Origin of the sequence: Microbacterium sp. NPDC087665 (genome assembly GCF_044743285.1) — a bacterium.
Taxonomy (GTDB): Bacteria; Actinomycetota; Actinomycetes; order Actinomycetales; family Microbacteriaceae; genus Microbacterium.
Genome location: NZ_JBIUWD010000009.1, coordinates 70,902 through 92,774, shown reverse-complemented (window position 1 = coordinate 92,774; position 21,873 = coordinate 70,902). Strand labels below are relative to the sequence as shown.

Sequence of the window (21,873 nt, the reverse complement as noted above, 5' to 3'; positions counted from 1 at the left end):
GGTTCAGGGGTGTCAGAGGTCGGTCGCGAAGAAGACGTTCTTGGTCTCGGTGAAGTGCTCGGCGGCGTCGGGTCCGAGCTCGCGCCCGAGCCCCGACGCCTTCATCCCGCCGAACGGGGTGGTGTACCGCACCGACGAGTGCGAGTTGACCGACAGCACCCCGCTCTGCATCCCGCGCGAGACGCGCACGGCGCGACCGAGGTTCTCCGTCCAGAGCGAGCCGGCGAGGCCGTAGGGGGTGTCGTTCGCGAGGCGGATGGCGTCGGCCTCGTCGTCGAACGGCATCACGGCGACGACGGGGCCGAAAACCTCCTGCTGCGCGATCCGGTCGGCGGGGTCGGCGAGCACGACGGCGGGCGCGAACCAGAAGCCGTCGCCCTGCGGGGCGCTCCCCCGGAACGCGATGTCCGCCCCGTCGAGGAACCCCGACACCGTGTCGCGGTGAGCCGCCGAGATGAGCGGTCCCATATCGGTGGCGTCGCTCGACGGGTCGCCGACCCGCCAGGCCGCCACGGCGGGTTCGAGCAGTTCGAGGAAGCGGTCGTACACCGACCGTTGCACGAGCAGGCGGCTGCGCGCGCAGCAGTCCTGTCCGGCGTTGTCGAACACCGAGCCGGGCACGGCCGCCGCGGCCTTCTCGAGATCGGCGTCGTCGAAGACGACGTTGGCGCTCTTCCCACCGAGTTCGAGGGTGACGGGCTTGAGCCCCCGCGCGCAGCCGGCCGCGACCTCGATGCCGACCTCCGTCGACCCGGTGAAGACCACCTTGCGCACGTCCGGGTGCTCGACGAGCCGCTGCCCGACCACCGACCCCGACCCGGTGACGACCTCGAAGAGCCCTTCGGGCAGGCCCGCCTCGAGGGCGAGTTCGCCCAGGCGGATCGCCGTCAGCGGCGTGAGCTCGGCGGGCTTTAGCACCACGGCGTTGCCCGCGGCGAGCGCCGGTGCGAACGCCCACGCGGCGATCGTCATCGGGAAGTTCCAGGGCACGATGACCCCGACCACGCCGTACGGGTCGTGGAAGGTGACGTCGAGCCCGCCCGCGACCGGGATCTGCCGACCGGAGAGACGCTCGGGGTCGGCGGAGTAGTAGTTGAGCACCTGGGCGACGTGGCCGGCCTCCCAGCGCGCCGAGCCGATCGGATGCCCGGAGTTCAGCACCTCCAGCTGCGCGAGCTCTTCGGCCGCGGCCTCGACCGTGCGTGCGAACGCGCGCAACGCATCGGCGCGCGCGACGGGGGCGAGCGCCGCCCACCGGTGCTGAGCCGAGACGGCGCGAGCGATCGCGGCATCCGTCTCTCCCACGTCCGCGCGGGCGACCTCGCGGATCGCTGTTCCGGTCGACGGGTTGATGACTGTGAACGCGCTCATCGTGCGTCCTCCTTCCGCCGTGCGGCGAACGCACGGGCCTGTGAGACGAGGTCGGTGAAGAGTCGCCGGTCCTCGGCGTTCTCCTCGGGGTGCCACTGCACGCCGACGATGTGACCGGCTGAGGTGTCGACGAAGGCCTGCACGAGTCCGTCATCGGAGTGCGCGGCCGCCACGAGCCCCTCTCCGAGGCGGTCGACGCCCTGGTGGTGGTAGCTGTGCACGCGCATGCCGGTCTCGCCGATGATCCCGGCCAGGGGCGTGTCGGTCGACACCTCGACGTCGTTCTCGGCGAACACGCCGCCGCCGAGGCGGTACCGCTCGGTGCCGAGCGAATCGGGCAGATGCTGCTGCAGCGTGCCGCCACGGGCGACATTGACGAGCTGCAGGCCGCGACAGATCGCGAGCACGGGGATGCCGCGGCGCTCCGCCGCGCGGAACAGCGCGAGCTCCCACGCGTCGCGGTCGACCCTGGCGGGGTCGGTGAGCGGATGCCGGTCATCGCCATAGAGTTCGGGGGCGACATCGGCACCGCCCGACAGCACGAGCCCGTCCATGCCCGAGATGGCCGCGTCGGCGGCATCCGGATCCTGGGGCGGGAGGAGGAGCGCGATGCCGCCGGAGGAGGTCACGCTCGTGAGGTACTGCTCGGGGAGGAACGCCGCCCTGACGTCCCACACGCCCTGCTGCGCCCGCTCGAGGTAGGTCGTGATGCCGATCAGCGGCGCGGGGTCAGAGGCGCTCGAAGCCACGGATGCGCTCCCAGTCGGTGACGGCCGCGTCGTAGGCTTCGACCTCGATGCGCGCCTGGTTGACATAGTGATCGACCACGTCGTCGCCGAAGGCGGCTCGCGCGATGGTCGATTCGCTGAAGAGCTTCGCGGCCTCGCGCAGCGTCGTCGGCAGGTGGTCCACTCCCGCCTCGTAGGCGTTGCCGGCGAGCGGATCGGGCAGCGGCAGTTCGTTCTCGATGCCGTGCAGGCCGCCGGCGATGATCGCCGAGATGGCGAGGTAGGGGTTCACGTCGCCGCCGGGCACCCGGTTCTCGGGGCGCAGGCTCGATCCCGAACCGATCACACGAAGGGCGCACGTGCGGTTGTCGACGCCCCACGCGACCCCCGTCGGTGCGAAGCTGCCCTTCGCGAAGCGCTTGTAGGAGTTGATCGTCGGCGCGTACAGCAGGGTGAACTCGCGAAGCGTGGCGATGATGCCCGCGATCCAGTGCCCCATCATCGGGCTGAAGCCGTGCTCGCCGTCTCCGGCCATGACCGGGGAGCCCGCGGCGTCACGCAGGGAGAGGTGGATGTGGCAGCTGTTGCCCTCGCGCTCGTTGAACTTCGCCATGAACGTCAGGGACTGTCCGTGCTGCTCGGCGATCGCCTTCGCGCCGTTCTTGTAGATCGTGTGCTGGTCGGCGGTCTCGCGCACTTCGGCATAGCGGAACGCGATCTCCTGCTGCCCGAGGTTGCACTCGCCCTTCACGCCCTCGCAGTACATCCCGGCGCCGTCCATGCTGTTGCGGATGTCGCGCAGCAGCGGCTCCAGTCGCGTGGAGGCGAGCAGGTCGTAGTCGACGTTGTAATCCGTCGCGGGCGTGAGTCCTTCGTACTTGCGCGCCCACGCGTCGCGATACGTGTTGTTGAAGACGATGAACTCGAGTTCCGTCCCCGCGTAGGCCGTCCATCCCCGTTCGGCGAGGCGGTCGCGCTGGCGGTCGAGGATGGCGCGCGGCGACGGCCCGACGGGCTCGCCGTTCTGCCAGACGAGGTCGGCCATCACGAGCACGGTGCCCTCGATCCAGGGAATCCGGCGCAGTGTCGCGGCATCCGGGCGCAGCACCATGTCGCCGTAGCCGCGATCCCAGCCGGACATCGCGTACCCGTCGACCGTGTTCATGTCGACGTCGACCGAGAGCAGGTAGTCGCAGGCCTCCGCACCGTGGGACAGGATGTCCTCCTGGAACAGCCGTGCCGACACGCGTTTGCCGACCAACCGCCCCTGCGCATCCGCGAAGGCGACGATCACCGTGTCGATCTCGCCGGCGGCGATGCCGGCATCCAGCTGTTCGATGCTCAGGTTGCCCGACATCTGACGCTCCGTTCTCCTGCGGTGAAGCGATCGGCCGACCGGCTTCGCCCTCAGAGTAGATCACTGTGCCGTTTAAAGGTAGACGAAACCACCATTGACTGTCACAATCATCCGCAAGGTGCACCCGGCGCCTGCATGCATGCGAACGGAGAGCGGATGTCTCAGCAGAGCAATGAATCTCGCAAGGTCGCCGGAGCGACCTATACACGTGCCGGTAGTGACTACTTCGAAAAACGCACACTGAAGAGATCGGCCGGAGTCTGGGGTCTGTGGGGCCTCGCGGTCGCCGCCGTGATCTCGGGCGATTTCTCGGGCTGGAACTTCGGCATCGACTTCGCGGGCTTCGGCGGGATGCTCATCGCCTTCGCCATCCTCGTCGCCATGTACTACGGCATGATCTTCGCGATCGGCGAGATGGCGGCCGCCATGCCGCACACCGGCGGGGCCTATTCGTTCGCCCGCTCGGCCATGGGCCCCTGGGGCGGTCTGGTCACCGGCGCCGCCGAGACGATCGAGTACGTCGCCACCACGGCGGTGATCGTCTACTTCTCGGCATCGTATGCGAACGGCATCACGAGCGAGCTGCTCGGCCTCGAGCTACCGGGATGGGTCTGGTATCTGATCCTCTACGTGGTCTTCATCGCGCTGAACTCCGCGGGAGCTGCGATCTCGTTCCGCTTCGCGATCGTCGTCTCCGTCATCTCGATCGGCATCATCCTCGTCTTCTCGGCGATGGCGCTGTTCTCCGGCGCCTTCTCGTGGGATGCCCTGTGGGACATCGTCCCCGACGAGGGGCAGACCGCGTTCCTCCCCCACGGCGTCCTGCCGATCCTGTTCGCCCTGCCGTTCGCGATGTGGTTCTTCCTCGGCATCGAAGAGCTGCCGCTTGCCGCCGAGGAATCGCACAACCCCACGCGCGACATCCCCAAGGCCGGGTTCTGGGCGCGGGGCACGCTCATCGTCACCGGACTCCTCGTGCTGTTCCTCAACACCGGCGTCATCGGCGCCGAGGCGACCGGCACCGCCGGAGAGCCGCTCCTCGACGGCTTCCGCGCGATCGTCGGCGACCAGCTCGCCGCCGTGCTGGCCCTGTTCGCCCTGATCGGCCTGCTCGCCTCGCTGCAGGGCATCATGTTCGCCTACGGTCGCAACATGTACTCGCTGTCGCGGGCCGGGTACTACCCCCGCTTCCTCTCGCTGACGGGCAAGCGCCAGACGCCGTGGGTCGCCCTCACGGTCGGTGCCGCCATCGGCTTCGTCGCCCTCATCGTGCTCGACGTGCTCACCGCGGTCGACTCCGAAGGCGCGGGAACCGTGGCCGGCGCGATCGTGCTGAACATCGCCGTCTGGGGTGCGGTCGTCGCCTACGGCCTGCAGCTGGTGTCGTTCATCATCCTGCGCAAGAAGTTCCCGAACGTCGATCGCCCGTACGTGAGCCCCTGGGGCATCCCCGGTGCCGTGATCGCCCTCGTGATCGCCGCACTGATCTTCGTGGGCTTCCTGCTGAACCCGACCTTCGGTCCGGCGATCATCGCGATCGCGATCGTCTACGCGATCATCCTCATCGGGTTCGGCGTGTTCTTCCGGCACCGCCTCGTGCTCTCCCCCGAAGAGGAGTACGCCCTGTCGGGCGGCTCGCACGGCGACCCGCAGGCCGAGGGCTACGACGCCATGGAGGGCGAGGTCTTCGACGGCAAGAAGTGACGGCCGAGGAGCGCGGCCTGTCGGCCTGCGCTACTTGCGGTCGAAGTCGAACGCCTTGAGCAGTTCGGTGACCGCCTTGTCGCGCTCCTCGCCCCCCTCTTCGAACATGTGCGTCACGTGCGTGCGCAGATGATTCTCGAGCAGCAGACGGTTCAGGGATTCGAGTGACCGCTGGATCGCACGCGACTGCGTGATGATGTCCATGCAGTACTCCTCGCTCTCGATCATCCGCGCGACCCCGCGCATCTGCCCCTCGAGGATGCTGGTGCGGTGCAGGGCGCGCTTCTTGATGTCTTCGATCACGCATCCGAGGGTACTCCGCGTTGGCGGCGCCCAGCCGTGAAAGGATGCCTTCATGCCGCGCACACCGATGGCGATGCTCTCGCCCGCCGACCAGGAACGACTCCGCGCGCTGCGCCGGATGAAGGCGGTCGCGCTCGGCGCGCTGATCTTCATGGCGGTGGTGTTCGTGATCGCCTTCGCGTTCCAGGAACGCCAGGGCTGGCTCGGCTACGTGCGCGCCGCGGCCGAGGGCGGGATGGTGGGCGCCCTCGCGGACTGGTTCGCGGTCACTGCGCTCTTCCGCCATCCGCTCGGCATCCCCATCCCGCACACCGCGATCATCCCGAGCCGCAAGGACGAGATCGGTCGCAGCCTCGGCGAGTTCGTCGAGACGAACTTCCTCGAGGCCAGCGTGGTGCGCACCAAGCTCTCCTCCACCGCGATCGCGCAGCGCGGCGGCGAATGGCTGCGCGAGGCGCCGCACGCCGAGCGGGTGGGCGCCGAGGGAGCGACGATCGCGACGGCCGTGTTGAACGCGCTGAGCGACGACGACGTGCGCGACCTCATCACCGATCTCGCCCGCGAGCACCTCGTGTCGCCCGAGTGGGGGCCGCCCGCGGGTACCTGGCTCGAGAAGATCGTCGAAGCAGACGCGCATCACGGCGCGGTCGATCTGGCCGTCGACAGCATCGGGCGCTGGCTCGATGCGAACGCCGAGTCGTTCACCGGCCTCGTCTCGCGACGGCTCCCCTCGTGGGTGCCGCGACTCGCGCACCGCTTCGTCGACGACACGGTCTACAACGAGGCCGTGAAGTTCATCCAGGCGGTGCAGGCCGATCCGCAGCATCCGGCCCGCCTGGCCATCGACGGCTATCTCGGCCGTCTCGCCGACAACCTGCAGAACGATCCGTCGACGCGCGCGAAGCTCGAGAACGCGAAGGCGTCGCTCTTCGACAGCCCCCGCGTCGGCGCCCTCGCGGCCGAGGCGTGGAACACCGCGAAGAACGGTCTGCTCTCCTCGCTCGCCGATCCCGAGAGCGGCCTGCGTCGCCGGGCCGTGCAGGCCCTGCAGGAGGTCGGTGAGCGTCTGACGACGGATGCCGCGCTGCAGCACCGCGTCGACACCTGGGTGTCGGATGCCGCGGTCTTCCTGGTCGACCGCTACCGGCACGACATCGCCTCGATCATCACCGACACCGTCGAGCGCTGGGACCCCGCCGAGACGACCGAGAAGATCGAGCTGATGGTCGGCCGCGATCTGCAGTACATCCGCCTGAACGGCACCTTCGTCGGCGCCCTCGCCGGCCTCGCGATCTTCGCGATCGCGCACGCCCTGATCCCGGGAGTCTGACATGGCCCTCTCCACCGATCCGCTGTGGCCGCGCGCGGGCGCCTGGCCTACTTTCGATGCTTGGTCCGGTGACGGACGAACGGATGCCGTGCTGCTGGGTGTGCCCGTATGGCGCACCTCGCTCTCGCCCACGGGCGCCGGGGCGACCCCGGCGGCGATCCGCGACGCGCTCCCCCGCTACGGCACGACGCTGATGGGACCGCCGGCGGTCGACCTGAACGACGTGCTGCGCATCGCGGATGCCGGTGACGTGCACGAGCCCGACGGCGACGAGGGTGAAGCCGCGGTCATCGCCCGCGTGCGCGAACTCGGCGAGGCGTTCGTGATCGCGCTCGGCGGCGACAACTCCCTCACCTACCCCGTGGGGCTCGGCGCCCGAGCCACGGGCCTCATCACCTTCGACGCCCACTTCGATCTGCGCGACGGTGTCTCCAACGGCACACCCGTGCGGCGTCTGGTCGAAGATGCCCCGGCCCTGTCGACGCTCGAGACCTCCCGCATCGCCCCGACCCGGATCGTGCAGATCGGCATCGCCGACTTCGCCAACTCCGTGGCCTACGCGCAGCGCGCAGCCGAGTGGGGCATCCGGGTGATCACGCTCGACGAGCTGCGCCGGCGGGGCATCGACGACGTCGTGGCCGAGGCGCTCGAGATCGCGGGTGCCGGTGCCGATCCGCGCATCCATCTCGATATCGACGTCGACGTGTGCGACCGCTCCGTCGCCCCGGGGTGCCCCGCGAGCGTGCCCGGCGGCCTGCAGGCGTGGGAGCTACGAGCGCTCACGCGCGCCGTGGCATCCGACCCCCGCGTCGTCAGCGCCGACCTCGCCGAGGTCGATGCGACCGCCGATGCCGAGGACGGCCGCACGGTGCGCCTCGCGGCGCTGTGCGTGCTGGAGCTGCTGGCAGGGCTCGCGGGCCGCCGAGACGTATTGCCGGCGGATTCGCACAACTAGCGAAGCAAGTCCCCGACGCGTGTCATATCGCCGCGCAGTCGTTCGATATCACTCGGGTGCGGCCGGCTGTAGGCGCGATCGGGGTGGCTGAGAACGCTGCTCTCCTGGGCGATCTCGAATACTCGCCGCCGCGCGTCGATGGGGAGGCCGTCGTCGGCAACGACACGCAGTGCGCTCTGGAGCGCGATCATCGATCGCGTTCGGAAGGCGAAAGGCCAGAGGTCGCTGCCCGGCATCGCCAACGACACCATGGTCTCGGCATAGTGTCTGGTGACGTAGCGAGGACCCGAGGCCTGGCACAGGAGCTCGGCCGCAGCGTGAATCGGATCGACTCCTCGCCGACGAGCAGCCACACGCACGAGAGCATGCTGGCCCGCGCGTGATCCCTGCTCCCCGCCGACGATCGTCGCCTGATCTTCGAGGAGCTGAGCCTCAGTTTCCGCATCGCCGTCGAGCGCACCGACGATCGCGTAACGATGAGCACGAGCCCAGGCGCGCTTGTCGTGTCGGAGGGCATCGACGATCTTCGCCGCCTCGGGCTTTCCCGCCGCCTCGGCTGCTATCGCGAGCGTCACCACGGCCGGCGGGGCCGGCGTGTACGTCCCGGGTTTGACGAAGAGTCGCTTTCGCCAGCCCTGGAGCAGCACATCGATATCCTCCGATGCCAGCGCGCCGGCGCCGTCGACGATCTCGAGCAGGACCGCGGCGCTCGGTTCATCGACAGCGGGGTCACGAAGGGCAGCACGCATCCCGTCGAGGTGGGTCGCGAGCATGTAGTCGCGCTCCTCGATGACAGCGTCGTGTGCGAAGCGGGTGCGCAGATCGAACCCGGGGCTGGACGGCAGGCCGGCTTCGCGACGAGCGTCATCGACGGCGATGGGTAGATCTCGGACGACCTCGGGAGGGAGGCCGAGTCCGTCTCCTCGGGCGGCTTCGTTCTGGCGCGGCGTCAACGGACGCCTCTGTACGTTGTCGCCGATCGCCGCTCGTAACCACGGCGGAAGCCTGCGATCCTGGATCGCGCTCAGGGAGGAGGTGGCTCCAGGTGGACCGAAGAGTCCCTCGATCGCGTGCAGCATCTCGTCGGGCAGTTCCCCCACCGCACGCCGCTGTTCAGCGAGGTCGATGGCGGCACTGATCACGTCGCCGCCGGTGGTCCGCACCAGGTCGAAGTAGACGCGGGCATCGCGACCGGTCGTGATGCTGCGCTCCCGTGCGGCGAGGGTCGCTTCCTCACCGCCCCACGCCGCGAGCACCGCGGCATCCGCTCTGCCTTCCCGCGCCAGCGAGGCGACGACCGACGGTGCACCCGGGTACCGCACATCGAACGCGTACAGGATCGTTCGCGTCAGCTCGTTCTCGGCCGAACCGATGTGGCGTATCCGCTCCAGTTCCGCGGACCGCTCCGGCGCGAGCAGCAGGTCGAGGTCATCGTGCGTGAGCAGCGACCGCTCTCGCATCACTCGAGCGGCGACCACCTGCTGCGCCACGAGCTCCGCGGAACGGAGCACGGCACGCAAGGCGATCCCCTCCCCGTCGCGCAACGGCGCTCGGAACGGTTCGTCCAGCGCGCTGAGACGCCGGTCCCAAGCTGCGGCCTGCCCCGCGTCGGTGCCGTTCGGGTGTGCATCAAGGAATACCGCGAAGGATTCATCCGCGCTGCGGCCGCCGAGGATGATGAACCCGCTGCCCTCGAGGGTCTTCAACCCTGCGGTCACGACCGCGAGATCGCCCCCGAAGTAGATCCGCTGCGGCGCAGAGAGCTCGCCGCGCCGGTCGAACATGTCCTGTTGGCTGTGCCAGCCGATGTAGGGCTGATCGGCATCGAGCCCACGCTCGCGTACGAGACGACGCGCCGTCTCGTGCACCTCGCTCTGCTCCCAGATCTCCGGACTCGGCGGCACGAAGAGAATCCCGGGGAGATCGCCGAGCAGGGCAAGGAGGTCGGTACGCACAGTCACGCGCGACAGCCTAGAGGGTGCCGATGGCGAGGGGCTGTCAGGCCACGACGAGCCCGTCTTTCCACACCCGCGCGACGAGCGGAACCCCCGGCCGGTAGGCGAGGTGCACGCGGGTCGCAGCCTTCAGAAGCACCAGGTCGGCGCGCGCGCCCGGCGCGATCACACCGATGTCGGCGCGGCGCAGCGCCCTGGCTCCCCCGGCTGTCGCGGCCCATACCGCTTCCCCGGGCGTCATCCCCATGTCGCGCACGGCGATCGCGATGCAGAACGGCATCGACGACGTGAAGCTCGATCCCGGGTTCGTGTCGCAGGCGAGCGCCACGGTGACGCCGGCGTCGATGAGACGACGGGCATCCGGGTACGGCTGCCTGGTCGAGAACTCCACGCCCGGCAGCAGCGTGAGCACCGTGTCGGACGCAGCGAGCGCCACCACGTCATCATCGGTCAGGTACGTACCGTGGTCGATGGATGCCGCGCCCAGCTCGACCGCGAGACGCACGCCCTCGCCCGGTCCGAGCTGGCTCGCATGCACACGCGCCGCGAGCCCGCGGGCGATTCCGGCCCGGAGCACCCGGCGCGACTGCTCCACCGTGAACGCTCCGGTCTCGCAGAACACGTCGATCCACTTCGCGTACGGCGCGCACGCCTCGAGCATCGGCCCGGTCACGAGGTCGACGTACTCGTCTGCACGGTCGGCGTACTCGGCGGGCACCACATGCGCGCCGAGGAATGTGACCTCCGACGTGACCTCGGCGGCGAGCCGCACGAGTCGTTCCTCATCGACGACGTTCAGCCCGTATCCGCTCTTGATCTCGACCGTGGTCGTGCCCTGCGCGAGCATCTCGTCGAGGAACCCGCGCAGCCGGCTGCGCAGTTCGTCATCACTCGCCGATCTGGTCGCCGCGACGGTGGAGCGGATGCCCCCGGCGGCATACTTCTGCCCGGCCATCCGCGCCTCGAACTCCGCCGCACGATCTCCGCCGAACACGAGGTGGCTGTGGCTGTCGACGAAGCCGGGGATCACGGCCCGGCCCTCGGCGTCGACATGCTCGTCGGCGTCGGGGGCATCCGCTGCCGACCCGACCCACGCGATGCGACCACCGTCGATCAGCACGGCGGCGTCGCGCCGCACGCCCGTCGGGTCATCGTGCGACGGAACGTTCGTGGTCAGTTCGGCGATGTTCGTGATCAGCGTGGTCATGCGCACTCCTCAGAGCATCGGGATGTTCAGGCCGCGCTCACGCGCGACGTCCTTCGCGTGCTCGTACCCCGCGTCGACGTGCCGCATGACGCCGGTGCCCGGGTCGTTGGTCAGCACGCGCTCGAGCTTCTCGGCGGCGAGCGCGGTGCCGTCGGCGACCGTCACCTGCCCTGCGTGGATGGAGCGGCCGATGCCGACGCCGCCGCCGTGGTGCAGCGACACCCACGACGCGCCCGACGAGGTGTTCAGCAGGGCGTTCAGCAGCGGCCAGTCGGCGATCGCGTCGGAGCCGTCCTTCATGGCCTCGGTCTCGCGGTAGGGCGAGGCGACCGAGCCGGAGTCGAGGTGGTCGCGGCCGATCACGATCGGAGCCGACAGCTCGCCCGAGGCGACCATCTCGTTGAACTTCAGCCCGGCGAGGTGACGCTCTTTGTACCCGAGCCAGCAGATGCGCGCGGGCAGACCCTCGAAGTGCACCTTGTCGCCGGCCTTCTCGAGCCAGCGGTGCAGTGCCGCGTCTTCCGGGAACAGCTCGGCGATGGCGCGGTCGGTCTTGTAGATGTCTTCCGGGTCGCCCGAGAGCGCCACCCAGCGGAAGGGCCCGCGACCCTCTTCGAACTGGGGGCGGATGTACGCCGGCACGAAGCCCGGGAACTCGAATGCCCGCGCGAATCCGCCCAGCTCCGCCTCACGACGGATCGAGTTGCCGTAGTCGAACACCGCGGCCCCGGCATCCTGGAACGCCACCATCGCCGCGACGTGCGCGGCCATCGACTCCCGCGAACGGCGCGTGAACTCCTCGGGGTCGCGTTCGGCCTCGGCCTTCCACTCCTCGACGCCGATACCGACGGGAAGGTACGCGAGCGGGTCGTGGGCACTGGTCTGATCGGTGACGATGTCGATCGGCACCCCACGGCGCAGCAGCTCGGGGAACACCTCGGCGGCGTTGCCGACGACGCCGACCGAGAGCGCCTCGCCCGCATCTTTCGCCGCGATGACGCGGGCGACGGCGGCATCGAGGTCGGTCGTGTACTCGTCGAGGTAGCCGTGCTCGACGCGGCGGGACAGACGGGACTCATCGACGTCGACGATCAGCACCGCGCCGTCGTTCATGGTCACCGCGAGGGGCTGCGCCCCGCCCATGCCACCGGCGCCACCGGTGAGGGTGAGGGTTCCGCGCAGGGAGTCGCGACCGAGCGAACGGGCGACCGCCGCGAACGTCTCATAGGTGCCCTGCAGGATGCCCTGGGTGCCGATGTAGATCCACGATCCGGCCGTCATCTGGCCGTACATGATGAGGCCGAGCTCCTCGAGCTTGCGGAACTCGGGCCACGTCGCCCAGTCGCCCACGAGGTTCGAGTTGGCGAGCAGCACGCGGGGCGCCCACTCGTGCGTGCGGAACACGCCCACGGGCTTGCCCGACTGCACCAACAGCGTCTCATCGGGCTCGAGCTCGTCGAGCGTGCGCACGATCGCGTCGTAGGCCTCCCAGCTGCGCGCGGCCCGACCGGTGCCGCCGTACACGACGAGGTCTTCCGGGTGCTCGGCAACCTCGGCGTCGAGGTTGTTCATGAGCATGCGCTTCGCAGCCTCGGCTCCCCAGCTCTTCGCGGTGCGCTGGTTGCCGCGCGCCGCGCGGATCGAGCGCGACGGGTCGGACGTGGTGAACGAGGGGGTGGTCGTGTCAGTCATTCGCGTGCTCCTTTGCGAGGCGGGCGATGGCGCCGGACTGCACGAGTGCGGTCACGGCTTCCATGTCGGGAGAGAGGAAACGGTCGGGCCCGGGGCCGGCGGCCACCGTGCGTACGAGATCGCGCACGGCTCCGGTCGCGGCTCCCGCGACGAGGGGCGCGCGCAGGTCGAGGGCACGGGCCCCGGTGAGGATCTCGATCGCGAGCACCCGGCCGAGCCCGTCGATCGCGCGGCGCAGCTTGCGGGCGGCGGCCCACCCCATCGAGACGTGGTCCTCCTGCATCGCCGACGACGGGATCGAGTCGACGGATGCCGGAACCGCGAGCCGCTTCAGCTCGGAGACGATGCCCGCGGCGGCGTACTGCGCGATCATGAGGCCGGAGTCGACGCCCACCTCATGCGCGAGGAACGGCGGGAGCCCGTGGCTGCGTGCGGGGTCGAGCGCCCGGTCGGTGCGCCGCTCCGACACCGAGGCGACGTCGGCCACCGAGATGGCCAGGAAGTCGAGCACGGCGGCGACGGGCGCCCCGTGGAAGTTGCCGTTCGATTCGATGCGACCGTCGAGCGTGATGACCGGGTTGTCGATCACGCTGGCGAGCTCACGACCGGCGATCATCGCCGCATAGCCGGCGGTGTCGCGCGCGGCTCCGTGCACCTGGGGCGAGCAGCGCAGCGAGTACGCGTCCTGCACCCGTCCGTCCTCCGGGCCCTTGTGGCTGTGCACGATGGGCGAGTCGGCGAGGAAGGCCCGCAGGTGGGCTGCCGACACCCCCTGTCCGGTCTGGGGGCGCAGCGCCATGAGGTCGGCGGCGAAGACGGCATCCGTCCCGAGCTGCGATTCGATCGACATGGCAGCGGCGATGTCGGCGGTCAGCAGCAGCTCGTCCAGATCGTGCAGCGCGAGCACCAGCATCCCGAGCATGCCGTCGGTGCCGTTGATGAGGGCGAGGCCCTCTTTCTCGACCAGGGTGAGCGGCGCGATGCCCGCGGCGGCGAGCGCGTCGGATGCCGCACGCAGCTCTCCGTCCGCATCGCGGACCTCTCCCTCCCCCATCGCGGCGAGGGCGATGTGCGCGAGCGGGGCGAGATCGCCGGAGCATCCGAGCGAGCCGTACTCCCGCACGACCGGAGTGACACCGGCGTTGAGCATCGCGGCGTACGTCTCGGCGACGACGGGTCGCACGCCGGTGCGGCCGGAAGCGAGAGTCTGCAGCCGCAGCAGCTGCAGCCCGCGGGTGACCTCGCGCTCGATCTCCGCGCCCGTGCCGGCGGCGTGCGAGCGGATCAGGCTCGCCTGCAGCTGCAGCCGCCGTTCGGGGGCGATGAAGGTGGTAGCCAGGGCCCCGAAACCGGTCGAGACGCCGTAGTGCGGGTCGGGATCGGCGGCGAGTCCGTCGACCACCGTGCGCGTGCGGGCGATGCGCTCGAGCGCTTCGGGGGCGATCACGACGGGGGCGCCGTGCCGGGCGACGGCGACGACATCGGCCGGTGCCAGCGGGGCGGCGCCGACGAGGACGGAAACGAGTTCACTCATGTCTCGATTCCACACCCGCATGGTCGCCGGCGACAGCCGATCGTGACATCCTTTGTCTGTGATCCCAGATAGTACGGATGCCGCCGCAACCGGCCCCTCGCAGGTCCCCGCCGCCGACAACACTCTGCGCATCCTGCGCTACCTCGCCGGGCGTCCGGCGCCGGTCGCGGCATCCGCCATCGCCCGCGAACTCGCACTCCCCCGATCGACCGTCTACCACCTGCTCACCACGCTCGCGCTCCACGGGTTCGTGATGCATCTGCGCGAGGAGCGCCGCTGGGGACTGGGCACCTCGGCGTTCGAACTCGCGGGCGGTTACGCCCGTCAGCAGCCGCTCGCGCGTCTCGGTCGCCCGCTCGTCGCCTCGCTCTCCGATCGTCTCGGAGAAAGCGCGCACCTCGCCGTGATGAGCGGGGGCGACGTGCTCTACATCGTCGAGGAGCGCGCGCCCCGGCGCTCCGCGCTCGTCACCGACGTGGGCGTGCGACTCCCCGCGCATCTCACGGCCAGCGGTCGAGCGATGCTCGCCGCGCTGCCACGCGAGCAGGTGCGGGCCCTGTATCCGAGCACCTCGGCCTTCCCCGATCGCACCGGTCTGGGCCCCCGTACCCCGCGCGCCCTGCGCGAGCTGCTGCGCGAGGTGCGCGTGCGCGGCTACGCGACCGAGGACAGCGAGGTGGCCGACGGTCTGCGATCGGTGGGAGCCGCCGTGCGCGATCACACCGGCTGGCCCGTCGCGGCCGTCGCGGTCACCTGGGCCGATGCCGACGCCTCGGGAATCGGCACCGCGGCGATCGACCTCGCGGAGCGGGATCTTGCGGATGCCGTCCGCGAGACGGCGATGATCCTGGAATCCAGACTCAAGCGCTGATCGCTCCGGTCAGCGGGGCAGCCGGAGCAGCCGTTCAGTAGTGCGGCGGAACGTCCTGCAGCATCCGATCGTCATTCGGACCCTTCGGACCCTTCGGAGACGACGTCGTTCGTGGTGCGGGCTCCGACGACGCATCGGTTCCGGTCACCGGGGTGAGCTTCGCGCGCCGCGCTCCCGGCACACGCACCACGCGCTGACGCGGAGCATCCGCCTCAGGCTCGTCAGGCATGGGGCGTATCGCCCATATCGAGCGGTTGCGTATCGTTCTCGGCGCGCGCAGCCGACGCGGAGATGCCGAGCACGGCCGCGATCCGCGACGCCGCAGTGACCGGGTCGCTGTAGAGGTCGAAGGCGTGCACCCGTACGTAGTGCCAGCCGAGTCGACGCAGCACGTTCGGGCGCAACCGCAGCGTCTCGCGCAGCGAATCGCCTCGGGACTCGGGATCCGATTCGATGACGACCGCCTTGCCGCCGTGCTGGGCCACCAGCGGCAGCAGGCCGCGATAGTCGACGTCGACGGATGCTCCGAGGCGCCGCAGTTCCCGCGCGAGAGCAAGCGTCAACGGGTCGGCGAGGTCTTCGAGGCGAGCATCGCGCGCCCGGGCGGCGAGACCGCCGAGGATCGACATGAGCGTGGCCGCGCCGTGCTCGAGACGCCCGTCGTCGAACGAGGAGGGGCGGATCGACGACACCATCACCATCGAACGGCGAGCGCGCGTCATGCCGACGGTGAGCAGACGCTCGCCGTCGGGAGTCGAGAGGTCGCCGAAGTCGCTGAGCACGCGCCCGTGCTTGGTGAGACCGAAGCCGAGCGAGAAGATCACCCGATCGCGGCTCTCGGCCACCGATTCCTCCAGCGTGAGCACTGCGAACGGCTCGGCGGTGTCACGGCCGACGAAGTCCGCGACGTCCGAGCGTCCGGCGAAGGCGGAGGTCACGGCGGCGCGCACGCGCTCGGCATGACGGATGCTGGCGGTCACGACCATCAACGATTCGGCGGGGCGGTGGATCGCATGCTCGACGACCAGCGTGACCACACGCGCCACTTCGGCGTCGGGGCTCTCGACCGCACCCGAGATCGGGTCGGGCGTGCCCGTGCCCCCCTCGACGTAGTCGACCGTGAGGCTGCCGCGCCCGAGGTACGAGCCGGCCCAGGGAAGCGAGACGATCTCACCGCCGTAGAAGGCGTCGTTGATCAGTTCGGCGAGGTCTTCTCCCCCGGCCCGGTAGCTGCGGGTCAGGGTCATGACGGGAAGCAGCTCGGAGAGGCGCTCGAAGACAGAGACCTCGTCGAACGGAACCTCCGCCTCCCAGAGGTCATCCGGATCGACCGCGATGTGGAAGGGCGAGGGCCGCTGGGTCACGGGGTCGCCGAACGCGACGACCTGACGGGCGCGGCGGATAGCGGGGGCCGCCTCCGCGAGATTGATCGCCGCGGCATCCACCAGCAGCACGGTGTCGAACTCGACCGAATCGGGGATCTCCGGCACGAGGTACGGCGACGAGATCCACACCGGAGCCAGCACCTCGACGAGCGTCGGCGCCGCGCTGATGACCTCGGCGGTCGTCGTCGCGGGCTGCGTCAGAGCGCGACGGAGATGAGCGGATTCCTGCGGCTCGTCGACGATGCCGATCTTCCACTGGTTGGCGAGCTGCCAGGCCAGCAGCGGGCCGGCCATCGCGGCGTGCGCTTCATCGACCAGGCGGAAGTCGCGTTCCAGACGGTCGACGACCGCAGTGTTCGCGCCGAGCAGGGCGCGGTTGTCCTGCAGAGCGCGCTCCAGGAGCGACTGCCACCAGGCGAACTCCAGTTCGTCGCCGACACGTGCTTCCGACACGTGGCGGACCGAGAGCTCGGCGAGCAGCGGCTCGAGACCGAGCAGGGCGAGTTCGTCGCGCAGTTCGGCGCGCTCGACCAGGTTCTCGAACACGTCGGACTTGGCGGCGAGGCCCGCGAGCGTGCGAACCAGGCGTGCGACCGGCAGCGTCGCGAGCGGCTCGCGTCGACCGAGGGCGACGTCGAGTTCGGCCAGCTCTGCTTCGACGCGGTGCCAGGCGGCCGACACATCGGCGAGGCCCAGCGGAATCTCGGGGGCGACGCCCGCATCCACGCAGCGCTGCCACTGCGTACGCTGCGTCTGGATGCGCAGCAGCGCCTCGTGCATCTCGGTGACGTGCACGCCGGGGCGCACGTATTCCTTCGCGAGTCGCTTGAGGCGGCGACGATTCGCCGAGGACATGCCCGGAGCATCCCGACGCGATCCGTGCGCCTGGATGAGTTCGCCGAGCGGACGCTCGAACACGGTCGGGCTGAACCGGTCAAGGGAGTCGCGGATGCCCTCGAGCAGCACCAGATAGTCGCCGAGCTCGTCGATGGTCGAGAACGGACGCATGTGCGTCTGGGCGATCAGCTCGTAGCCGCGTTCCAGCAGGGCGGGAACACTGTCGGAGTGCAGGCGTCCGGCCAGTTCGTGCGCGGCGCGAGCGGACTCGGTCGTCGCGAACGTGACGCCGTACCAGGGCGAATCATCGGGGCCGAACCGGAACTCGCCGAGTCGGGCCGCGTGGGCGAGCGCCTCGGCAGCGGCGCTGCGGTCGTCCGCGAGGCGGCGCAGCGCGTCGGGCCCGAGTCGAGCAGTCGTCGACGGTGGCACCGGAAGCGAGGCGAGTCGGGTGAGCTGCCGTGTGGCCTCGAGCACCGAGGCGTTCGTGCCGGGGATCGGGGCGGTGAGCGCCTGTCGATAGTCGCGAAGAACCGTGCGCAAGCGCACCAGGGCGTCGTCGACGTCGTTGACCTTGGGCGCGGCGGCCTTCTCGTTGCGCCCGATCGCGCGGACCAGATCGCGGCGCACGGTGGCCGGCGAGATCGCCAGGCTGTCGAGACCGATGCCGGAGAGCCGGTGGCGCACCCCGTCGAGGGTGGATCGACGCGCCGAGACCACGAGCACCCGCCGGCCGGCGCGCACCAGTTCGCCGAGCGCATTGATCACGGTCTGCGTGCCGCCGGTTCCCGGCAGGGTCGCGACCGTGAGCGAGTGCCCGGCGGTGATCTTGGCGAGCACAGCCTCCTGCTCGGCATCCGCATCGAGAAGAAGGGTGTCGGATGCCGGAGCGCGGTCATCCGGTCCCGTGAAGTGCGGCGTGGCACGCGGCGCGCTCACCTGCTCGCGGTCACTGACGTGGCCGGCGAGGGCGTTGAGCACCTGATGGTCGAGGGTGCGCGTGTCGCGCGCCATCGCACCGCTGACGTCGGCGAACGTCGAGACGACCAGCCGGGGCTCGACCGAGAACGTGTCGATCGCGCGGGTGATCGCGCGCAGGCTGTCGATCACGGGCTGGGGCTTGAAGACTCCACCGTCGTAGGCCAGTGCGGCGAGTCCCGCCGCATCGATCGTGATGCCGAAGTGGTCGCGCGCGATGCGCACGAGCTCGGGGTTGACCTCGAACGCGCCCTGCAGCTTCAGCTCGAAATCGGAGTGGTGGCGGCGGATGGCGAGCGGGCGCAGCAGCACGGGCGCCGCGAAGCCGGCACCACCGATGCGCCACCGCGCGACGCCGACGGCGAGGTTCACGGCCTCGATGCCGCGCACGGTGCGCAGTTCGGTGTTCTTGGCGGTGATGCGCTCGGCCGCCAGGCGCGCGGTGCGCAGGCCCACCTCGTCACGGAACAGATTCGACAGCAGCGTCGATTTGCCCGTGATGAACTGCGGGAGGCTGCCGGGGTGCGCCTTCGAGATGTCGATGCCCGACTCGGGCCGGTCGCGGAAACTCGTGAGCGGGGAGGCTCCGCCGAGATCGGCGGCTTCCGCGCGCAGACGGATGCGCTCGGCATCGGCCGCGTGGGCGACGACGACTCCGGTGGTCGTCGCGTGCAGGTCGCCGAGGGTCACGGCTCGCGCCGCTCCTGCGTCATCCGCAGACTTGCCTTCCCGTCGCCACACATCTCATACCCTAGGCGCGCATGCGCGCGACGCCCGGTATCCCGGGCGGGTTTCCTCGGATTTTCGGGCGCCGACGGCCGTTCCCCACCTCTTCTGCACGAGTATGGCCCCGTTACGGGCTCTCCACCCCCACCGGAGGCGCCGGTCCCGAGCCGCCGCTCCCCCGCCAGTATGGAGCCATGACGTTCCGCTACGACTTCGCACCCACGCCGTTCGGCGATGCGCTGGCGGTGTTCTCCGATGAGGGCATCGTGCGCTTCGACCTCTCCGAGTCCGAAGATCCCTCGGTCCCGTGGCTGCTCGAGAGCGTGTCCCGCCAGTTGCACGCCGTGCCAGAGCCCGACCCCGGCGCTGCCGACGAGCTCTCCGCCCTGCTCGACCAGTACTTCGAGGGCACGCCGATCCGATTCGATGACAGCATCCGCCTCGACTGGCGCCTCGTCGACGGCTTCCACCGCCGCGCACTCGAGACCATCCGCACGATCGAGTGGGGCCAGACGATGAGCTACGGCGAGGTCGCCGTGGTAGCGGGGCATCCCGGCGCGGCCCGCGCCGTCGGATCCGCCTGCCGCATCACGCCCTTCTCGATCATCGTGCCCGTGCACCGCGTCGTGAAGTCCGACGGGTCTCCCGGCCGCTACGGCGCCCACCCCGAGAGAAAGCGATTCCTGCTCGACCTCGAGTCCTCGTGACGGCAGGCCCGATCGGCGTGGGTCTCGGCGAGTAGGCCGCCGAGACCCACGCAGCACTGTTCAGCACTGGTAATCTCGCGACACAGCGGGAAACGTCGCCGTCACCCGAGAGCACAGCTCGCGATCACGAGGTCGCGAGCAGGAAGTCGTGGGCAGGAACTCGTGAGCACACCGGCCGGGATCGAATCCGAAGACGAGCTCATCGCCCGCGCCGTGCGCGACCTCGCTCGACGCACGCGATTCCCCGTGGCCTTCGGCGGGCTCCTCGACGACGGCGTCGTGCACGTCACCGCCATCGTCGGCAACCGCACGCGCAGCCTCGACGGTCTGCGCGTGCGTCCGGAGCGCGGACTCGGCGGGCGAGCGATGATGGAGCTGCGTCCACGGATGACGAGCGACTACGGGTCATCGCAGCAGATCACCCATGACTACGACATGTTCGTGCTGGGCGAGGGGCTGCGCACGCTGCTCGCCGTGCCCATCGTCGTGGGCGGCCGATCCCGCGGGGTGCTGTACGCCGGGGCCTGGGACGAAGAGCAGGTGGGCGGCGTGACGACGGCCCCCGCGATGAACGTCGCCCAGACCGTCGCCGATGAACTGCGCATCCGCGAAGAGGTCGAGCGTCGGCTCCGTCTGCGCGGAACGACCGCCGACGCGGTCGGCGCACCGCACCAGGAGCAGTTGCGCGAGAGCTTCGCCGAGTTGCGCAGCATCGCGGCGGCGCTCGACGACGACGGATTGCGTGAGCGGATCGCGAGCGTCCAACGGCGCCTCGTGGCCCTGTCGGGCGAGCCGATGCCCGAGACCGGACCGCTGCAGGTGGTCCGCCTCTCCCCTCGCGAGACCGATGTGCTCGCCTGCGCCGCGCTCGGCTCGACCAATGCCGAGATCGCGGCGCAGCTCGGGCTGCGCGAGGGCACGGTGAAGGCGTATCTCGGCACCGCGATGGCGAAACTCGATGCCTCGACCCGCCACGCCGCCGTGGCCAGAGCTCGACGCGCGGGGCTTCTTCCCTGACGGGGAATTCCGAAAGGCCGGAATTCACGAGCGGGAATCGTCACGCCCGAAAGGCGGCCATCACCGATTCGACAAATTCGCTCCGTGCGAATGACCGGAGACTCGCGAATGTCATTGTTGCCGCAATTCCATTTCGGGGAGTACTGTCAATTCCATGGCGAGACGAATTGTGCATCAACTGGTCGACGATATCGATGGCAGTGTTCTGGAGGTCGGCGAGGGCGAGACCGTGCATTTCTCGCTCAACGGCACCGCGTGGGAGATCGATCTGAACTCCGAGCACGCCGAAGAACTGCGCGCCGCGCTGGAGCCGTACATCTCGGCGGGGCGCCGCGCCGGATCCTCGAGCGCAGCGAAGTCCTCGGCTCCGCGCAAGCGCGCCGGCCGCAACCCCGAGGTCGCGGCCATCCGCGCCTGGGCGAACGAGAACGGCTACATGCTCTCGGAACGCGGGCGAATTCCCGCACCGATCACCGAGGCGTACAACAAAGCGCACTGATCACGCGCCAGAGACACCACTGAAGGCTTCCCTCCGGGGGAGCCTTCAGTCGTTGTGGTCGGTGACCCAGGCTTCGTCCGGCAGGGCGATCTCTCGCGTCATATCTTCGAGGAAGCGAATGACCACATCGCGTTCCTCGCGGGTCAGCCGGGCCGCCGCGTAGAACCGCTTCGCCTGCTGCCGCCCGACCGTCTGCATCGCCGCCTCGCGCGTGTCGTCGGTGATGGTGATGGCGAGCGCACGTCGATCCGTCGGGTGCGGAGAACGATGGATATGACCGCCCTTCTCGAGACGGTCGAGGAGCTTCGTCGTCGACGCGGTCGAGATCGCCAGGTGCTGGGCGATTCCCCCCGGCGTCGCGATGGCATGGCGGTTCGAGCACACGATGAGATAGTGCAGGGCCCGCATGTCGGTCTCGTTCAACTGCATGTATCGCCGGGATGCGCGGGAGAGGCGTTGCTCCGCTTCGCGCAGTTCGCCGAGGGCTCCCATGAGCGCGGCGATCTGGCGCAGATCCTCGGGTGGGACGCCCGTTCGATCGACGAGCGAGCTGCGCGGATCGCTGGCTTCCACGTCGTAGATTGCGGCGTGGTCGATTCCGTCAGCCGAGTCCGGTGTCACCGCGGCGGGCGCGCTTGTCAGCGCCCCCGGAGCCGGGGTAGAGCCGGACGCATCACGCATGCCATCATGTTACACAAGGAACTATTTCATGCTAAG

Annotated in this window: 18 protein-coding genes; 7 read left to right on the top strand and 11 right to left on the bottom strand. The window is 69.8% G+C overall.

Features of this window, described 5'->3' with window-relative positions; all coding sequences use genetic code 11:
• Positions 1-12 precede the first annotated feature (12 nt).
• The 3 genes from ACIOSY_RS16865 to ACIOSY_RS16855 are packed head-to-tail and all read right to left on the bottom strand — an operon-like array spanning position 13 to position 3,456.
• Positions 13-1,371: an aldehyde dehydrogenase family protein gene (locus tag ACIOSY_RS16865; protein ID WP_400855292.1), complete on the bottom strand. Its 1,359-nt coding sequence runs from the start codon at positions 1,369-1,371 to the stop codon at positions 13-15.
• Entirely contained in the window at positions 1,368-2,120 is a 753-nt protein-coding gene (locus ACIOSY_RS16860) for a gamma-glutamyl-gamma-aminobutyrate hydrolase family protein (RefSeq protein WP_400855291.1), read from the bottom strand. The genes ACIOSY_RS16865 and ACIOSY_RS16860 overlap by 4 nt, the downstream gene beginning before the upstream one ends.
• Positions 2,101-3,456, bottom strand: coding sequence for a glutamine synthetase family protein (locus tag ACIOSY_RS16855; protein ID WP_400855290.1), 1,356 nt, complete (start codon positions 3,454-3,456; stop codon positions 2,101-2,103). Before ACIOSY_RS16855 ends, ACIOSY_RS16860 begins: the two co-directional genes overlap by 20 nt.
• A gap of 156 nt (positions 3,457-3,612) precedes the next feature.
• On the opposite strand from ACIOSY_RS16855, the gene ACIOSY_RS16850 reads away from it, so the two are divergent.
• Positions 3,613-5,160, top strand: coding sequence for an amino acid permease (locus ACIOSY_RS16850; RefSeq protein WP_400855289.1), 1,548 nt, complete (start codon positions 3,613-3,615; stop codon positions 5,158-5,160).
• Between the two features lie 30 nt (positions 5,161-5,190).
• On the opposite strand, the gene ACIOSY_RS16845 is transcribed toward ACIOSY_RS16850, so the two are convergent.
• Positions 5,191-5,463, bottom strand: a complete 273-nt coding sequence (locus ACIOSY_RS16845) for a metal-sensitive transcriptional regulator (protein ID WP_400855288.1) — start codon at positions 5,461-5,463, stop codon at positions 5,191-5,193.
• A gap of 52 nt (positions 5,464-5,515) precedes the next feature.
• Here ACIOSY_RS16845 and ACIOSY_RS16840 point away from each other — a divergent pair, with 52 nt between their 5' ends.
• A complete protein-coding gene (locus tag ACIOSY_RS16840; RefSeq protein WP_400855287.1) occupies positions 5,516-6,793 on the top strand; it encodes a DUF445 domain-containing protein in 1,278 nt (425 codons plus the stop codon).
• Between the two features lies 1 nt (position 6,794).
• Positions 6,795-7,748 carry an agmatinase family protein gene (locus tag ACIOSY_RS16835; RefSeq protein ID WP_400855285.1) on the top strand — a complete coding sequence of 318 codons (954 nt, stop codon included), beginning with the start codon at positions 6,795-6,797 and terminating at the stop codon, positions 7,746-7,748.
• Here ACIOSY_RS16835 and ACIOSY_RS16830 read toward each other — a convergent pair.
• From ACIOSY_RS16830 to hutH, 4 genes are read right to left on the bottom strand one after another with little or no spacing between them, the layout of a single operon-like run.
• The gene (locus tag ACIOSY_RS16830; RefSeq protein ID WP_400855284.1) at positions 7,745-9,709 is read right to left on the bottom strand and encodes a hypothetical protein; all 1,965 of its coding nucleotides are present in this window, start codon (positions 9,707-9,709) and stop codon (positions 7,745-7,747) included. The two genes, ACIOSY_RS16835 and ACIOSY_RS16830, sit on opposite strands and share 4 nt — an antisense overlap.
• A 37-nt stretch (positions 9,710-9,746) precedes the next feature.
• Positions 9,747-10,910 (bottom strand): imidazolonepropionase, encoded by a 1,164-nt coding sequence (gene hutI / locus ACIOSY_RS16825; protein ID WP_400855283.1) that lies wholly within the window; start codon positions 10,908-10,910, stop codon positions 9,747-9,749.
• Positions 10,911-10,919: 9 nt separating this feature from the next.
• Positions 10,920-12,602 (bottom strand): urocanate hydratase, encoded by a 1,683-nt coding sequence (gene hutU / locus ACIOSY_RS16820; RefSeq protein ID WP_400855282.1) that lies wholly within the window; start codon positions 12,600-12,602, stop codon positions 10,920-10,922.
• Complete coding sequence (hutH, locus tag ACIOSY_RS16815) at positions 12,595-14,136, bottom strand: histidine ammonia-lyase (protein ID WP_400855280.1); 1,542 nt, start codon at positions 14,134-14,136, stop codon at positions 12,595-12,597. The genes hutU and hutH overlap by 8 nt, the downstream gene beginning before the upstream one ends.
• 52 nt (positions 14,137-14,188) lie before the next feature.
• On the opposite strand from hutH, the gene ACIOSY_RS16810 reads away from it, so the two are divergent.
• Positions 14,189-15,007, top strand: coding sequence for an IclR family transcriptional regulator (locus ACIOSY_RS16810; protein WP_400855279.1), 819 nt, complete (start codon positions 14,189-14,191; stop codon positions 15,005-15,007).
• Between the two features lie 34 nt (positions 15,008-15,041).
• Here the strand turns inward: ACIOSY_RS16810 and ACIOSY_RS16805 are convergent, their stop codons facing one another.
• Together ACIOSY_RS16805 and ACIOSY_RS16800 are read right to left on the bottom strand one after the other, a co-directional pair.
• A complete protein-coding gene (locus tag ACIOSY_RS16805) occupies positions 15,042-15,236 on the bottom strand; it encodes a hypothetical protein (protein WP_400855277.1) in 195 nt (64 codons plus the stop codon).
• Positions 15,229-18,948, bottom strand: a complete 3,720-nt coding sequence (locus ACIOSY_RS16800) for an AAA family ATPase (RefSeq protein ID WP_400855276.1) — start codon at positions 18,946-18,948, stop codon at positions 15,229-15,231. The genes ACIOSY_RS16805 and ACIOSY_RS16800 overlap by 8 nt, the downstream gene beginning before the upstream one ends.
• Before the next feature lie 179 nt (positions 18,949-19,127).
• Here ACIOSY_RS16800 and ACIOSY_RS16795 point away from each other — a divergent pair, with 179 nt between their 5' ends.
• From ACIOSY_RS16795 to ACIOSY_RS16785, 3 genes are all read left to right on the top strand, one after another.
• The gene (locus tag ACIOSY_RS16795) at positions 19,128-19,640 is read left to right on the top strand and encodes a methylated-DNA--[protein]-cysteine S-methyltransferase (RefSeq protein WP_400855274.1); all 513 of its coding nucleotides are present in this window, start codon (positions 19,128-19,130) and stop codon (positions 19,638-19,640) included.
• A 162-nt stretch (positions 19,641-19,802) separates the two neighbouring features.
• Positions 19,803-20,657, top strand: coding sequence for a LuxR C-terminal-related transcriptional regulator (locus ACIOSY_RS16790; protein ID WP_400855273.1), 855 nt, complete (start codon positions 19,803-19,805; stop codon positions 20,655-20,657).
• Between the two features lie 154 nt (positions 20,658-20,811).
• Positions 20,812-21,156: an Lsr2 family protein gene (locus ACIOSY_RS16785; protein ID WP_400855271.1), complete on the top strand. Its 345-nt coding sequence runs from the start codon at positions 20,812-20,814 to the stop codon at positions 21,154-21,156.
• 45 nt (positions 21,157-21,201) lie between these two features.
• Here ACIOSY_RS16785 and ACIOSY_RS16780 read toward each other — a convergent pair whose 3' ends face one another.
• The gene (locus tag ACIOSY_RS16780; RefSeq protein WP_400855269.1) at positions 21,202-21,837 is read right to left on the bottom strand and encodes a MarR family winged helix-turn-helix transcriptional regulator; all 636 of its coding nucleotides are present in this window, start codon (positions 21,835-21,837) and stop codon (positions 21,202-21,204) included.
• Positions 21,838-21,873: the final 36 nt, after the last annotated feature.